Source organism: Micromonospora sp. NPDC020750, assembly GCF_044334565.1.
Taxonomy (GTDB): Bacteria; Actinomycetota; Actinomycetes; order Mycobacteriales; family Micromonosporaceae; genus Micromonospora.
Genome location: NZ_JBIRTH010000020.1, coordinates 18532 through 33129 on the forward strand (window position 1 = coordinate 18532; position 14598 = coordinate 33129).

The window sequence follows — 14598 nt, forward strand, 5'->3', positions numbered from 1 at the left end:
TAGTAAATCTGATTGCCTAACGTTCCTTTGACACAAGCGAGGGCGGATGACCCGACCAGCCGGTTCGTCGAAGCTGCTGCGCGCCATGAACGAGAGTGCGATCCTGGCCCACCTGCTGGACCATGGCCCGCTCACCCGTGGCGAGTTGCGGGAGCTCACCGGGCTGAGCAAGCCGACAACCTCGGACGTGCTGCGCAGCCTCACCGATGCGGGGCTGGCGATGGTGGTCGGACGCAGTTCGGGTGGCCCGGGACCGAACGCCGAGATCTACTCGGCGAATCCGAAGGCGGGGTTCGCGGTCGCGATCTGTATCCGGGAGGTTTCCGAGATCCCGGGGCCGTCGCTCGTCGCGGCGCTGATCGATGCCGGTGGTGTGGTGCACGCCCGGATCGAGGACTCGATCGACCTGACGACACTCGACCCCGTCGACGCGATCACCGACACGGTCACCCGGGTCATCGGGCAGGCGGGGGTCGGCGCTTCCGCGGTCCGCCACGTAAAGCTCGGGGTGCCGGGTTCATATGACGCGGCGAGCGGGGTCATCCACTACATCGACGTGCCCGGGTTCGACCGGCCCGGTCTCGTCGAACGGATCGCAGCACGGCTGGGCACCGTGGTCGAGGTCGAGAACGACGCCAACCTCGCCGCGATAGCCGAACGTGCGCACGGGGTCGCCGCCGGGGGCGCCAGCTTCACACTCTTCTGGATCGGTGACGGTCTCGGCTTGGCCATCGACCTCGGCGGCACGCTGCTACGCGGGGGGCGCGGCGGCGCAGGCGAGATCGGCTACGTGCCGGTGTCGCTGCCCTCAGACTGTCCGCCTGCCGACCTGCAGAGCCTGATCGGTGGTCCCGCCGTTGTAGCGCTCGCGGCGGAGCACGGCATCGCGGCCGCCACCCCGGGCGCCGCGATCGGTGTGGCCGTCGCCTCGGCCAACCCTCGGGCCGGACGCTTCCTCGACGCGGTGGCCGCCCGCATCGCGCTCGGTCTGGCCGCCGTCGCGGGCGTGCTCGACCCGCCGCTGATCGTGCTGGCCGGCGACGTCGCGCAGGCCGGCGGGGAAGCGCTCGCGCAGCGGGTCCGTGCCGCGCTGCCCGGTACGACCCCGCTTGACATCACCATCGCCGTCACCGAGGTCACCGACGACGCCGTACTGCTCGGCGCGCTCGAAGCCGGATGGCGAGCGGTGCGCGAATCCTTGATCGACAACCAGCGCACCGCCATGCAGGCCGGCTGACCGCCGTCTGCCGCGGCGCGCTCAGCCCTGCTCCTCCGATCAGCACCACCGATCAGCACCAGCGTGTGGCCCGACCGGCGTCCTTGCCGCACCAGGCGAAGGACTCGGTCGAGCCGCGACCCCGCAACTCCGAATTTCTGATTCCGGAGAGGAACACTTCATGCAGCGCTTGCTGAACCGGCGTACGACCATGATGGCCGGCATGGTCGCAGCATTGGCAGTGGTCACGGCGTGCACCCCTACCGAGGCGCCGAAGCCGATCGCGACCTCGGGCGTCGAGCCCACCGGCGCGGTCGAACTGTGGCACTTCTTCACCGACCGTGAGGCCAAGGCCCTCGATGAGACGCTGGCCAAGTTCAAGGCGAAGTACCCGAAGGTCACGCTGACCGTCAAGGGCGGGCAGGACGACGCCAAGGTGACCACCGCGATCGGCGGGGGTACCGGTCCGGACGTGGCGATCAGCTACTCAACCGACATCGTCGGCAAGTTCTGCGCCGCGGGCGCGTGGGTCGATCTCAACCCGTACCTGCAGCGCGACGGCGTCGACCTGAATGCGATCCCGCAGGTCGCCCGTTCCTACACGGAGTTCCGGGGCAAGCGGTGCACGATGCCGTTCCTGGCCGACGCGTACGGCTTCTACTTCAACAAGGGAATGTTCGCCGAGGCGGGGCTGACCGAGGCTCCGAAGACCCTCGCTGAACTGTCCGAGATGGCCAAGAAGCTGACCAAGCGCTCGGCCGACGGAACCATCGAGCGGGCCGGCTTCCTGCCCCTGTTCGGCTTCTACGAGAACTCCCCGTCGCACTTCGCGCCGATGGTCGGCGCGAAGTGGCTCAACGACGACGGCACCTCGGCGATCGGCTCCGACCCCGCCTGGAAGGAGCTGCTCACCTGGCAGAAGGAACTCGTCGACTGGTACGGCTACGACAAGCTGGAGAAGTTCCGCGCCTCGCTGGGTGACGAGTGGTCGGCCGACAACGCCTTCCACAAGGGCAAGGTCGCGATGGCCGTCGACGGCGAGTGGCGGATGGCGTTCCTCAAGGACCAGGCGCCGAACGTCGAGTTCGGGGTGGCCACGCTGCCGGTCAACAAGGCCGAACGCGCGGGCGCGGGCTACATCTCGGGCAACGTCATCGGCGTCTCGCGGACCGCCCGTAACCCGGAGGCGGCCTGGGCGTTGATCAAGTTCCTGACCACGGAGACCGACAGCATCGTCGACCTGTCCAACGGCATCCGCAACGTGCCGACCACCACCGCGGCGCTGACCTCGCCGCGGCTCACCGCGGACCCGGCGTTCAAGGTGTTCCTCGACATCTTCGCCAACCCGAACTCGGGCACCACCCCGCCCAGCGCGATCGGCCCCGGCTACCAGGAGACCTTCTCCGAGTTCCTTCAGGGGTGGCAGTCAGGGACGCAGAAGGACCTGAGTGCCGGACTGGCCGACGTCGACGTCCGGGTCAACAAGATGATCAAGCTGGCCGGCTAGCAGCGATGCCGACCGCCGCCAGCCAGGGGGGCGCCGGCCGTGTCCGGCGCTCCCTCGTCACCCTCACCTTCATCGGGCCTGCGCTGATCGGCATCCTGATCTTCCTGGTCTACCCGCTGGTCGCTGCGGTCTACTTCTCCTTCACCCGCTTCGACATGTTCAACCCGCCGGTCTGGGTCGGGCTGGACTTCTGGGAATATGTGCTGTTCGACGACCCGACGGTGCGGATCGCGGCGAAGAACACGCTGGTGTTCGTGCTGCTGATGGTCCCCGCCCGGACGGTCGGCGCGCTGCTCACCGCCATGCTGCTCAATGCGATGAAGCGATCCCGCAGCATCTACCGCACGCTGTACTACCTGCCCGCTCTCGCGCCCCCGGTCACCGCCACCATCGCGTTCGTGCTGCTGCTCAAGCCAGGCACCGGGCCGGTCAACACGCTGCTGGCGCAGTTTGGCCTCGAAGGGCCGGGCTGGTTCAACGACCCCGACTGGGCCAAGGCGTCGCTGACACTGCTAGCCCTGTGGGGCGTCGGCGACTTGATGATCATTTTCGTCGCGGCGCTGCTCGACGTGCCGCAGGCCCTCTACGAGGCCGCGTCGCTGGACGGCGCGGGTCGCTGGCACCGGTTCCGCTACGTCACCCTGCCCACCATCTCGCCGGTGCTGCTGTTCGCGACCATCACCGGCGTCATCGGCACGTTCAACTACTTCACCCAGGCCGCGGTCGCCGGCAGCGTCGCCTCCGGCCAGGTCACCTCGGGCAGCGGCATCGCCGGCACGTTCGGCTACCCCGAGAACTCGACGCTGACCTACCCGATGCGGCTCTACTCCATCGGCTTCGGCAACAACCTGTTCGGGGCCGCGAACGTCATGGCGGTCATCCTGTTCGTGGTGTCGATGACCGCCACGATCATCCTGCTGCGGCGGTTCAAGGCGTTCAGCGGAGGCGACTCATGACCCAGCCCATACCCAGCCGCCGCGGACACCACGTGCTCGGCTTCGTCGCCCGCCACGCGATCGGCATCGCGATGGCCATCATGTTCCTCGCCCCGATCGTTTTCCTGCTGCTCACCTCGTTCATGACCAGCGACCAGACGCTGACCGCGAACATGTGGCCGCAAGGCTGGCACCCGGAGAACTACGTCGAGGTGTTCCGGAAGACGCCGCTGCTGCGGTTCATCGGCAACACGTTCCTCTACGCGATCCTGGCCACCGGGTTCATGCTGCTGGCCAGCGTGCCGGCGGCATACGCGCTGGCCAAGCTGCGGTGGCGCGGCCGCAACGCGACGATGGTCCTGATCATCTGCATGATGATGCTGCCGCCGCAGGTCACCACGGTCCCGCTCTACATGATGTGGGCCAACACCGGACTCACCGGCACGCTGTGGCCGCTCATCCTGCCGATGCTGGCCGGAGACGCGTTCTCCATCTTCCTGCTGCGCCAGTTCCTGGTCACCATCCCCGACGAGTACCTCGACGCGGCCCGCGTCGACGGCTGCGGCGAGTGGCGCACGCTGCTGCGCGTCATCCTGCCCATGGCCAGGCCCGGCATCGCCGCCGCGGCCATGTTCCAGTTCTTCTACGCCTGGAACGACTACTACGGCCCGTTCCTCTACACCAGCGAGAACCAGGACGCCTGGACCATCTCGCTGGGCCTCGCCTCGTTCCGGTCGCTGCACCACGTCGAATGGCATCTCGTCAGCGCGGCGACCCTGCTCACCATGGTCCCGGTCATCGTCCTGTTCTTCTTCGCCCAGAAGGCGTTCGTCCAGGGTGTCACGCTGACCGGCGTGAAGGGATAGCAACTCCATGAAGATCGCTGTGGTCGGCGGAGGTTCGACCTACACCCCCGAGCTGATAGACGGGTTCGCCCGCCTCGACGCGGCCGTCACCGAGATAGCGCTGATCGATCCGGCAGCCGACCGGCTACCGATCGTCGGCGGGTTCGCGCAGCGGATCTTCCGCCGCCACGGACACCCCGGGCGGATCACCTGGACCACCGACCTCGACACCGGGCTCACCGGCGCCGACGTCGTCGTCATCCAACTGCGGGTCGGCGGGCAGCGCGCGCGGATCAGCGACGAGACGTTCCCGCTCGAATGCGGCTGCGTCGGGCAGGAGACCACCGGAGCAGGCGGTCTCGCCAAGGCCCTGCGCACCGTTCCTGTCGTGCTCGACGTCGCCGAACGGGCACGCCGCCACGCCGCACCCGGAGCGTGGATCATCAACTTCACCAACCCGACCGGCATCGTCACCCGCGCCCTGCTCGACGCCGGGCACCGGGCCGTCGGCTTGTGCAACGTCGCCATCGGCTTCCAGCGGCGCTTCGCCGCGCTGCTCGGCGTGGCACCCGGGCAGGTGACCCTCGACCACGTCGGCCTAAACCACCTGACCTGGGAACGCGGCGTCCACGTCGACGGCGTCGACCGGTTGCCCGAGCTGCTGTCGGCGCACCTGGACGAGATCGCAGGGGAGGTGAACCTGCCACCGGCGATCCTGGCCACCCTCGGCGCGGTGCCGTCGTACTACCTGCGCTACTTCTACGCCCACGACCAGGTCGTCGAACAGGAACGCGGCGCACCGACCCGGGGCGAGCAGGTCGCCGAACTGGAAGGTGCCCTGCTGTCCATGTACGCCGACCCCACCCGCGACACCAAACCCGACCTGCTCGCCAAGCGCGGCGGCGCGTACTACTCCGAGGCCGCCGTCGGGCTCATCGGCTCGCTGCGCAGCGGCGACGGCGCCACACACCCGGTCAATGTGCGCAACAACGCAACCCTGCCGTTCCTGCCCGACGACGCCGTCATCGAGGTCAGCTGCCGGGTCGACGCCGACGGCGTGGCGCCGCTGCCGGTCCGGGCCGTCGGCCCCCACATCTCCGGCCTCATCTCCCACGTCAGCGGGTACGAGGAACTGGCCGTGCACGCCGCCGTGGCCGGTGGACGGCAGCGGGTCTACCAGGCGCTGCTGGCACACCCGCTGGTCGGCCAGCACGACCTCGCCGAGAGCCTCACCGACCGGCTTCTCGCCACGAACGCCGCGCACCTGAGGTGGGCCGCATGATCGGCGAAAGGACCGTGGTCGCGGTCGACGGCGGCAACTCCAAGACCGACGTCATCATCGCCACCGGCGCCGGGGCCGTGCTCGGGCGCGCCCGGGGACCGGCGTCCTCGCCGCACCTGATCGGCGTGCCCGACACCATCGGCCTGCTCGGCCGGCTCATCGCGCAGGCCAAGCAGCACGCGGGGCTCGGCACGGCCGCAGTGTTCGACCGGGCCGAGGTCTACCTCGCCGGCGCGGACCTGCCCATCGAGGTGCGGATCCTGACCGAGGCAGTGACCGCGGCCGGGTGGGCACACCAGAACCGGGTCGACAACGACACCTTCGCTCTGATCCGCGCCGGCACCGACGCCGAACGCGCGATCGCGGTCGTGTGCGGCGCCGGGATCAACTGCGTCGGCCGCGACGCCGACGGGCGAACCGCACGGTTCCCCGCCCTCGGGATGCTCACCGGAGACTGGGGCGGCGGGCACCACCTGGCCTCCCTGGCGCTGTGGCACGCGGCACGCGGTGAGGACGGCCGCGGGCCGGCCACCCGGCTGACCGAGGCGGTCATCGACCACTTCCGGGTGGCCACGGTCGAGGACCTCGGCATCGCTGTGCACCTCGGCGAGGTCGCCCCCGCCCGCGTCGACGAGCTCACCCCGGTCCTGTTCGCCGTCGCGGCCGGCGGGGACCAGGTGGCCCGTCGCATCGTGGCCAAACAGGCAACGGAGGTGCTGTCCCTGGCCCGAATCGCCGCCGAGCGGCTGGGCATGCGCGAGGAACGGCTGGCTCTCGTGCTGGGCGGGGGCGTGCTCGCCGCCCGGCATTCGCTGCTGCACCAGTCGATCGTGGAGGAAATGCCGGCCGTGCTGCCCCGCGCCGAGGTGGTGGTGTCGGCGCAGGCTCCGGTCGTCGGCGCCGCCCTGGCCGGCCTCGACGCCCTGGGTGCCACGATGGACGCGAAGTCCGCGCTAAGGACCGCCGTCTAACCGGCTGTCCACGCCTTCCCGGGGTCCGTCGAGCAGAGACGGGCCCCGGCGCGCCCACCCGCGCCTATCCGCTGCCATGCCCCTTGCGGGCTTCGGCGCGTTACAGACTGTCGATGTCGAGGCATAGCCTTCGTCCGGTCATCGTCGGCGCCATACTTCGCCCGGATCGGCCACGTGATCCTCCGAGTGTCGGGCACCCGGGCTGACGCTGCCCCGCATTACGGCACCCAAATATTGACCGTTATGCATGGTCCGCCGTAGCATCAGCGACTGTAAGTCAGTTTGACTATCTTTCACCCTCCGGGAGAGAGGCACGCGATGGTACGAACCAGAGCGGGCATGAGACTCATCGCCGCGCTCGGCACGGAACTCCTCATCGTCGGGTCGGCCCTCATGGCGACTCCCGCCCATGCCGCACCCGTCCGCTACGAGGCCGAGAGTGCCACCATCGGTCAGGGCCTCGCCGAGTCCAACCACCTCAACTTCTCCGGGACCGGCTTCGCCGACACGGACAACGTGGTCGGCAGCTACGTGCAGTGGACGATCAGCGCCGCGACCGCCGGCACGGCGACCTTCACCATCCGCTACAGCAACGGCGCTGCGGCAGACCGGCCCGCCGACATCGCCGTCAACGGCAGCGTCGCCGCCGCGGCGGCGACGTTCGGCAGCACCTCCGACTGGGACACCTGGGCCGACAAGACCGTCACCGCCCCGGTCGGCGCCGGCAGCAACACCGTCCGAGTCACCTCCACCTCGGCAGCCGGCACCGCCAACCTCGACTACCTTGAATTCGAAGTCGCCGGAGCGCCGGCCTTCACCGACTACCAGGCGGAGAACGCCGTCATCGCTCAGGGCGCGGTCGAGTCGAACCACACCGGTTACACCGGCACCGGCTTCGTCAACACGACCAACGCGGCGGGGGCGTACGTGGAGTGGACGGTGACCGCGGCCGCCGCAGGCACCGCGCAGCTGGCGTTCCGCTACGCCAACTCCGGCGGGGCGAACCGGCCGGGAGACATCGCGGTCAACGGCAACCTCGTCGGCAACCAGCCGTTCCCGGCGACCACCGCCTGGACCGACTGGGCGGACGTCACGGTCAGCACGAGGCTGGCCGCGGGAGCCAACACCGTGCGGCTGACCGCCACCGGCGCGCTCGGCCTGGGCAACATCGACCGGCTGCGCGTCACCGGGCAGAGCGACTCGCAGGCGCCCAGCACACCGGGCGCACCGAGCTGTTCCGCCGTCACCTCCAGCAGCATGACGCTGAACTGGGGCGCGTCCACCGACGACGTCGGGGTGACGGGATACGACATCTACCACGACGGCAACCTGCTGGGTCAGACGACGGGCACGGGCACCTCGCGGAGCCTGACCGGCCTCTCGCCGAACACGGAGTACCGCCTGTCGGTCTTCGCCCGGGACGCGGCCGGCAACGTCTCGCTGTCCAGCGCGCAGGCGATCTGCTCCACCCTGGCCAGTTCCGACACCCAGGCGCCGACCGCCCCGGCGAACCTGGCCTACTCGAATCTGAGCGGCAGCAGCGTCACGCTCACCTGGACGGCGTCCACGGACATCGTCGGGGTCACCGCGTACGACGTGCGCACCGGGACGACCGTCGTCAAGTCGGTCACCGGCACGCCCCCGGCGGCGACCACCTCCGTCACCGGGCTCGCCTGCAACACGGCGTACGGGCTGAACGTCGTCGCCCGAGACGGCGCAGGCAACACGTCCGGGCAGAGCAACACGGTGTCTTTCACGACCGCGACCTGCAGCGGCGGCGTGCCGTCGGGGATCACACAGATCTCCACCGGCTGGACGATCCCCTGGGGCACGTACTTCATGCCCGACGGGCAGACCGCCCTCGTCACCGAGCGGGATGACAAGGTCACCTCCGGCCAGTTCAAGGTCTTCAAGGTGACGCTGTCCGGTGTGCGTACCCAGGTCGGGACCGTCCCGAACGTCGTCACCACCGACGGTGAGGGAGGCCTGCTCGGCGTCGCTGTGGACCCCGGCTGGGCGTCCAACCACCACGTCTACTTCATGCACACCGCGTCGGAGGGCAACCGGGTCGCCCGGATGACCTACGACGGCAGCACCCTGACCGGGTACACCACGATCCTCTCCGGGATCGCCAAGAACCGCTACCACAACGGTGGCCGCCTGGCCTTCGGGCCGGACGGGTACCTCTACGTCTCCACCGGTGACGGGCAGACCAGCAGCCGGGCCCAGGACCTCAACTCGCTCAACGGCAAGATCCTGCGAATCACGACGACCGGTGCCGCGGCGCCGGGCAACCCGTTCGGTACCCGGGTCTACAGCTACGGCCACCGCAACCCGCAGGGCCTGGCGTTCGACTCGCAGGGCCGGCTCTGGGAGGCCGAGTTCGGCAACAGCATGTACGACGAACTCAACCTCATCAAGCCCGGCAAGAACTACGGCTGGCCGACCTGCGAGGGCACATGCGGAGTCGCGGGCATGGAGAACCCGAAGCGACAGTGGTCGGTGTCGACCGCCTCGCCCAGCGGTATCGCGATCGTCCGCGACGTCGTCTACATGGCGACGCTGCGCGGCGAGCAGATGTGGCGCATCCCGCTACTCAGTGGCGAGACCACGGGCACTCCGACGGCGTACTACACGGGCACGTACGGACGCCTACGCACGGTCACTAAGGTGCCCGGCTCCGACCAGCTCTGGCTCAGCACCACCAACTGCGACAACAACGGCGGGGCCGCGAACGGCGCCGACCGCATCCTGCGCATAACCATCAGCTAGCGAAGTGCCGCGCCGCACGGGTCCCGGCCCATCCAACTGCGTGGTATGAGCATGCACGGCCTTCAGTGGTACGGCCAGTGCGTCAACAGCGCACCGCTGACGGCGCTGGCCACCGACTGGACCGCACTCCCTCATCGAGCAGGTCACCGCGCGCGGCATGTACGCGATCGTCGACTGGCACGGGGGCGCGACCGAAAAGGCAGATTGTTTTCCTAATCTCTTGACATCGAAGAACGTGATTGGAAACCTTTTCCCAAGCGGCTTGGCGCGGCTCCGGAACACCTTCGGACGTGACGCGCTTCAGTGAACAACTGCCCCCGGCCGGTTGAACTCCCCTCCCCAAGGAGGCACCGTGCGCTGGAAGAGAAAGCTACCCACCCTCGCTGTAGCCAGCACCATGCTGGTGGCTACGGCACTGATCGTCATCGTCGACCGGGCCGACGCCGCCGACGTGCTCCTGTCCCACAATCGGCCCGCCACCTCCTCGTCGACCGAAAGCAGCGAATACGGTCCGGAGAACGCCGTCGACGGCAGCGCCACGAGCCGCTGGGCCAGCGTCGAAGGATCGGATTCGCAGTGGCTCCGCGTCGACCTCGGCTCGTCCGTCGCGATCAACCGGGTCAAGCTGACCTGGGAGGACGCGTACGGCTCGGCGTACCGGCTGGAGACCTCGCCGGACGGGACCGCCTGGACCACCGTCAAGACCGTGACCGGCGCGGACGGCGGGACCGACGACCACACCGGCCTCAGCGCGAACGGACGATACCTGCGCGTCTACGGCACCGCCCGCGGCACGTCCTACGGCTACTCGCTCTGGGAACTGGAGGTCTATGGCCCGGACGGCACCCCTGACCCCGGTGGCACCGACTACCAGGCCGAGAACGCCACGCTCTCCCAGGCTGCCGTCTTCAGCAACCATGCCGGATACACCGGGACCGGGTTCGTCGACTACACCAACGTCGTCGGTGGCTACATCGAATGGACCGTGACCGCGACCGCGGCCGGCAGCCGGCCGGGCACCTTCCGCTACGCCAACGGCACCACCGCGGGACGGCCGCTGAGCATCGCGGTCAACGGCGTCACCGTGACGTCCGGGCTCGCCTTCAACTCCACCGGTAGCTGGAGCACCTGGACCGACCAGACGATCAACGTGCCACTCCAGGCCGGCGCCAACACGATCCGGGCGACCGCCACCACGGCGGCCGGTGGCCCCAACATGGACAAGCTCACCCTGGGCACGGCACCGACCGCCTCGCCCACCGTCTCTCCCTCGCCCAGCCCGACCGGTGGGACCACCTTCACGGTCGCCGCCGCAGGTGACATCGCCGACCAGTGCACCGCGAGCTCCAGCTCCTGCCAGCACCCGAAGACGGCCGCGCTCGTCACGGCCATGAACCCCGAGTTCGTCATCACCATGGGCGACAACCAGTACGACGACGCCCGCCTGTCGGACTTCCAGAACTACTTCGACAAGACCTGGGGCAAGTTCAAGTCGAAGATCCGGCCCGCGCCGGGCAACCACGAGACGTACGACCCGGCCGGTGAGTACGCCGGCTACAAGTCCTACTTCGGGTCGATCGCCTACCCGCAGGGCAAGAACTACTACAGCTTCAACCACGGCAACTGGCACTTCATCGTCCTCAACTCCAACAGCCTCGACGACGACGCGCAGATCTCCTGGCTGCGGGCCGACCTCGCCGCGAACACCAAGGGCTGCATCGCCGCGTCCTGGCACCACCCGCTATACAGCTCTGGCGACCACGGCAACGACCCGGTGAGCAGGCCGATCTGGCAGATGCTCTACAACGAGGGCGCGGACCTGGTCCTCAACGGCCACGACCACCACTACGAGCGGTTCGGCCCGCAGGACCCCGACGGCGACGCCGACCCGAACGGCATCGTCGAACTGCTCGGCGGGATGGCCGGCGCGCCGCCCTACCCGATCGTCAACGTGCAGCCCAACAGCCTCAAGCGACTGTCCGGGACGTACGGCGTCATCAAGCTGACGTTCACCGACAGCACCTTCTCCTCCCAGCTGATCGGGACCGACGGCGCGGTCAAGGACACGAGCCCGACCTACACCTGCCACTGATGTACATCACCGCCAACCGTCCGCCGGGACGGGCGCTGCTGCGCTCCGTCCCGGCGAACGTCCTCGCCCTCGGCATGGTCAGCATGGTCACCGACATCTCCGCCGAGATGGTCACCGCCGTCCTGCCGCTCTACCTCGTGCTCGCGCTCGGGCTCAACCCGTTGCAGATCGGCGTGCTCGACGGCCTCCACTTCGGGGTGACCGCACTGGTCCGCCTCGCCGGCGCGCACGCCTCCGACCGCTGGCGCCACCGCAAACTCGTCGCCGCGAGCGGCTACGGCCTCTCCGCACTGGCCAAACTCGGTCTGCTGCTGGCCGGGACCTCGGTCGGCGCCCTCGGCACCGTGATCACCGCGGACCGGGCCGGCAAGGGACTGCGGACGGCCCCGCGGGACGCGATGATCTCGTTGTCCACCCCGCCGGACCGGCTGGGGCAGGCGTTCGGCGTGCACCGGGCCATGGACACGCTCGGGGCCTTCCTCGGCCCGCTCGCCGCGTTCGGGGTGCTCGCCGCCACCGGCGGGTCCTACGACGCCGTATTCATGACCTCCTTCTGCGTCGCGGCGCTCGGGCTGGTGCTGCTCGCGCTCTACGTCCGCGACCCGCGCACTACCACCCTCGCGGCCGAGCCACCGCGGATCGGGACGGCCGTGCGCGCCATCGCCGGCGACCCCGCGTTCCGGCGGATCTGTGCCGTCACCGTCCTGCTCAGCCTGGTGACGGTCAGCGACTTCTTCGTCTACCTGCTGCTGCAGAAGCAGCTCGCGATGACGCCCGGCCTGTTCCCGCTGCTGCCGCTCGGCACGGCCGCGGTGTACCTGCTGCTCGCCGTGCCGCTCGGGCGCCTGGCCGACCGGCGGGGCCGCGTCGGGGTCTTCCTCGGCGGGCACGTCGCCCTCCTCGCCGCCTACCTGCTGCTCGCGGGTGCGGCGACCGGCATCGCGCTGCTGATCGCGGTCCTCGTGCTGCACGGCACGTTCTACGCGGCCACGGACGGGGTCCTGATGTCCGCCGCCGGACCGTTGCTGCCCGAGGCCCTGCTTACCAGCGGGATGGCCGTGCTCCAGACCGCGCAGGCGCTCGCGCGGCTGGGTTCGTCGGTCGCCTTCGGCGCGCTCTGGACCGCCTGGGACGCCCGGACAGGCCTGCTCGTGATGGCGGGCGGGCTCGCGCTCCCCCTACTCGCCGCCCGGAAGGTGATCCTGTGAAACGTGCGCTGGTCCTCGCCGCGTCGATTGTGGCGCTCGCCGCGGTCGCGATCACCTATGCCGTGCTGGCCGCGGCCGATCCGTCGCCGGCCGGCGCGGCTCTCGACACCACCCGCTCGGGGCAGTTGCTGTTTCTCGACGCAGGCGGTCGGGTCGCGGCCGTGCCGTCGGACGACCCGGGCGCGACCCGCACCGTCGGGGACCTGAACTGCCGGCGCTTCCACTCCTCCGGCGGGACGGCGGTCTGCCTGGCGGCCGAGGTGCGCGGCGGCCTGCCCCGGACGAGCGCGCTGATTCTCGACAGCGAGCTGCGCGAGACGAACCGCCTCAACCTCGCAGGCGTCCCGAGCCGGGCCAGGGTCTCGCCCAGCGGCAGGATGGTGGCCTGGACGGTCTTCGTCACCGGCGAGTCCTACAACGCCACCGGCTTCTCCACCTGGACCGGGATCCTCGACACCAGGACTGGCTATCCGATCGTCAACATCGAGACGATCCCGCTCTACATCGACGGCAGGCGTCACCACGCCGCGGACGTGAACTTCTGGGGCGTCACGTTTGCCGCCGACGACAACCGCTTCTACGCGACGGTCTCGACGCAGGGCCGGACCTACCTGGTCGAAGGTGACTACGCCAAGTGGGAAGCGCGGACGCTGCGGGACAATGTGGAATGCCCGTCGCTCTCGCCGGACGGGACCCGGCTCGCGTTCAAGAAGCGGGTCTCGCCGTCGGCCGCCGATCCATGGCGGCTGCACGTGCTGGACCTGGGCACGATGCGCGAGACCCCGCTGGCGGAGACCGCCAGTGTTGACGACCAAGCGCAGTGGCTGTCCGACAGCGAGGTCGCCTACGCGAGACCCGGCGCAGCGGGCGGCTCGGACATCTGGGCCGTTCCCGCCGACGGCTCAGGAAGCGCCCGGCTGCTCATTCCCGCCGCGTCCTCACCCAGCATGCCGATCCGCGTCGACGGGCCGTAGGCCGCGCCGGCTCTGTTGCATTGGCGGACCGGTGGACACGCCGAGCCGCGTCGGGGCTGGCTCGCCAACGGCTCTGGCTCACTTTCGGTGGTGACATTCGGTAGTAGGCAGAGGTGCCCCGGGACTGCCCTCACATGCTGGCGTTTCTCTGAGCTGGCCAGCTTCGGGGAAGGAGCTGCAACTGCAGCTCGCCGAGTGGCTGGACACGCTCGCAGCCTCCTGACCTGCGATGTCGTGCCCCGAGCGGGGCGCTCAGCGGTGAGCAGCCGGCCCAGGTACTGCACGAGTTCCCTGGGAACGTCGACCATGGCACGATATGCGATCACGCGGGGTCCTCACCGCGCGGGTGATCTTGTGGTGAGAGCTACCTACCGAGGGTCCCACGCCCACTTCCAGCACCATCCGGTGTGTACGACCTGCCCGTGCCGCACCAATCGACACCTTCGCGTCGCTGAGATCAACTCGCAGGTCCTTCTCGATGCGGTGTTTTCAGGTGGGACCACATGGCCTTGGTGGACGCCAGAGCGTAGGCCACGGCTGAGGGCCCCGCTCTCACGGGAGAGCGGGGCCCTGAACTCACGCCGCGACCACAGGACCTCGACAATCGCCGCAGGATCAGTGGCTCAGAGCGTGGTTTCGCCGTTGAGGCCGAAGAAGTCGTGCCATTTGGTGCCGGCGGTGAAGGTGGTGCCGGTGGTGAGTCCGACGTAGATGTCGTTGGTGTTGCTCTTGGTGAAGGTGATGATGTCGTCTTTGCCGTCGCCGTTGACGTCGGCGAGGTAGGGGAACTCGCCTG

10 protein-coding genes and 2 pseudogenes are annotated in these 14598 nt (G+C 69.3%); 11 read left to right on the forward strand and 1 reads right to left on the reverse strand.

What is annotated here, in order from left to right:
- Window positions 1–46: 46 nt before the first annotated feature.
- From ACH4T9_RS31650 to ACH4T9_RS31700, 11 genes and pseudogenes are all read left to right on the forward strand, one after another.
- Window positions 47–1237: an ROK family transcriptional regulator gene (locus ACH4T9_RS31650; protein WP_396675094.1), complete on the forward strand. Its 1191-nt coding sequence runs from the start codon at window positions 47–49 to the stop codon at window positions 1235–1237.
- A gap of 160 nt (window positions 1238–1397) precedes the next feature.
- Window positions 1398–2723 carry an ABC transporter substrate-binding protein gene (locus ACH4T9_RS31655; RefSeq protein ID WP_396675092.1) on the forward strand — a complete coding sequence of 442 codons (1326 nt, stop codon included), beginning with the start codon at window positions 1398–1400 and terminating at the stop codon, window positions 2721–2723.
- A gap of 5 nt (window positions 2724–2728) precedes the next feature.
- Window positions 2729–3679 (forward strand): carbohydrate ABC transporter permease, encoded by a 951-nt coding sequence (locus ACH4T9_RS31660; protein ID WP_396675090.1) that lies wholly within the window; start codon window positions 2729–2731, stop codon window positions 3677–3679.
- Window positions 3676–4524 carry a carbohydrate ABC transporter permease gene (locus ACH4T9_RS31665; RefSeq protein WP_396675088.1) on the forward strand — a complete coding sequence of 283 codons (849 nt, stop codon included), beginning with the start codon at window positions 3676–3678 and terminating at the stop codon, window positions 4522–4524. The genes ACH4T9_RS31660 and ACH4T9_RS31665 overlap by 4 nt, the downstream gene beginning before the upstream one ends.
- A 7-nt stretch (window positions 4525–4531) precedes the next feature.
- Window positions 4532–5785, forward strand: a complete 1254-nt coding sequence (locus tag ACH4T9_RS31670) for a 6-phospho-beta-glucosidase (RefSeq protein WP_396675087.1) — start codon at window positions 4532–4534, stop codon at window positions 5783–5785.
- Complete coding sequence (locus tag ACH4T9_RS31675) at window positions 5782–6756, forward strand: N-acetylglucosamine kinase (protein ID WP_396675085.1); 975 nt, start codon at window positions 5782–5784, stop codon at window positions 6754–6756. Before ACH4T9_RS31670 ends, ACH4T9_RS31675 begins: the two co-directional genes overlap by 4 nt.
- A gap of 339 nt (window positions 6757–7095) precedes the next feature.
- Window positions 7096–9528 carry a PQQ-dependent sugar dehydrogenase gene (locus tag ACH4T9_RS31680; protein WP_396675084.1) on the forward strand — a complete coding sequence of 811 codons (2433 nt, stop codon included), beginning with the start codon at window positions 7096–7098 and terminating at the stop codon, window positions 9526–9528.
- A 24-nt stretch (window positions 9529–9552) separates the two neighbouring features.
- Window positions 9553–9709 (forward strand): annotated as a pseudogene (locus tag ACH4T9_RS31685) (glycoside hydrolase family 5 protein); the annotation flags it as partial.
- 171 nt (window positions 9710–9880) lie between these two features.
- Window positions 9881–11620: a discoidin domain-containing protein gene (locus ACH4T9_RS31690; RefSeq protein ID WP_396675082.1), complete on the forward strand. Its 1740-nt coding sequence runs from the start codon at window positions 9881–9883 to the stop codon at window positions 11618–11620.
- Window positions 11620–12828 carry an MFS transporter gene (locus tag ACH4T9_RS31695; RefSeq protein ID WP_396675081.1) on the forward strand — a complete coding sequence of 403 codons (1209 nt, stop codon included), beginning with the start codon at window positions 11620–11622 and terminating at the stop codon, window positions 12826–12828. The genes ACH4T9_RS31690 and ACH4T9_RS31695 overlap by 1 nt, the downstream gene beginning before the upstream one ends.
- Window positions 12825–13802 carry a TolB family protein gene (locus tag ACH4T9_RS31700; RefSeq protein ID WP_396675080.1) on the forward strand — a complete coding sequence of 326 codons (978 nt, stop codon included), beginning with the start codon at window positions 12825–12827 and terminating at the stop codon, window positions 13800–13802. Before ACH4T9_RS31695 ends, ACH4T9_RS31700 begins: the two co-directional genes overlap by 4 nt.
- A 623-nt stretch (window positions 13803–14425) precedes the next feature.
- Here ACH4T9_RS31700 and ACH4T9_RS31705 read toward each other — a convergent pair.
- Window positions 14426–14598, reverse strand: a pseudogene (locus tag ACH4T9_RS31705) (VCBS repeat-containing protein); the annotation flags it as partial.